This is a genomic window from Sphingomonas sanguinis (assembly GCF_001476905.1).
Taxonomy (GTDB): domain Bacteria; phylum Pseudomonadota; class Alphaproteobacteria; order Sphingomonadales; family Sphingomonadaceae; genus Sphingomonas; species Sphingomonas sanguinis_B.
Genome location: NZ_LDTE01000161.1, coordinates 1 through 571 on the forward strand (window position 1 = coordinate 1; position 571 = coordinate 571).

The 571-nt window shown below is 68.8% G+C and carries 1 pseudogene; it reads right to left on the reverse strand.

The annotated features are described in order from the left end of the window. Positions 1 to 571 (reverse strand): annotated as a pseudogene (locus tag SB4_RS18065) (M48 family metalloprotease); the annotation flags it as partial.

The following is a 571-nucleotide window of genomic DNA, read 5'->3' on the forward strand; positions in this document are numbered from 1 at the left end:
GCAGCGGCTGGAACGGCCCGATGCCCGAGCCCGCAGGCGTCACCAGCGTGAAGGTATAGGTCGCCGAGGGGAAGCGGTAGGCGACCACCGTCGCATCGACCGCCCGGTTGTTCGCGGCGGCGCGGGTGGTGACATAGGCATAGGGAATACCGTTCGCCGTGCCGTTCTGAAGCTGACCGGTCGGGGTGCCGGTGCCGAGCTGTGAAAAGCGTTGGGCGATCGCCTGGCCCAGGTCGCTGCCCTGACCGAGCCGCATCTCGGCTTGGCCGCCTTGGCCGACGATGCTCACCGCATCGCTGCCATTGGCGATGGCATAGCCGCTGGGCGCGGTGAATTTCAGCTTCAGGCCGGGGTGGCGGAAGGTTTGGCCGTCGACCACGCCTTCCTTGGGATCGTCACCGTAAGGCAGGCCGTCGAGCATACGCAGGAAGGCCGTGTCCTGCGGTGGCGTCGTTTCCGGGCGGCCGGTCTGTTGGGCAAGCGCGGCGGCGCGGCGCACGCGGTCGGCGCTGTTGGGATGGGTCGAAGCCCAGGTGGGGATGGCGTTGGCATCCTTGCCGGATGTGCGCGC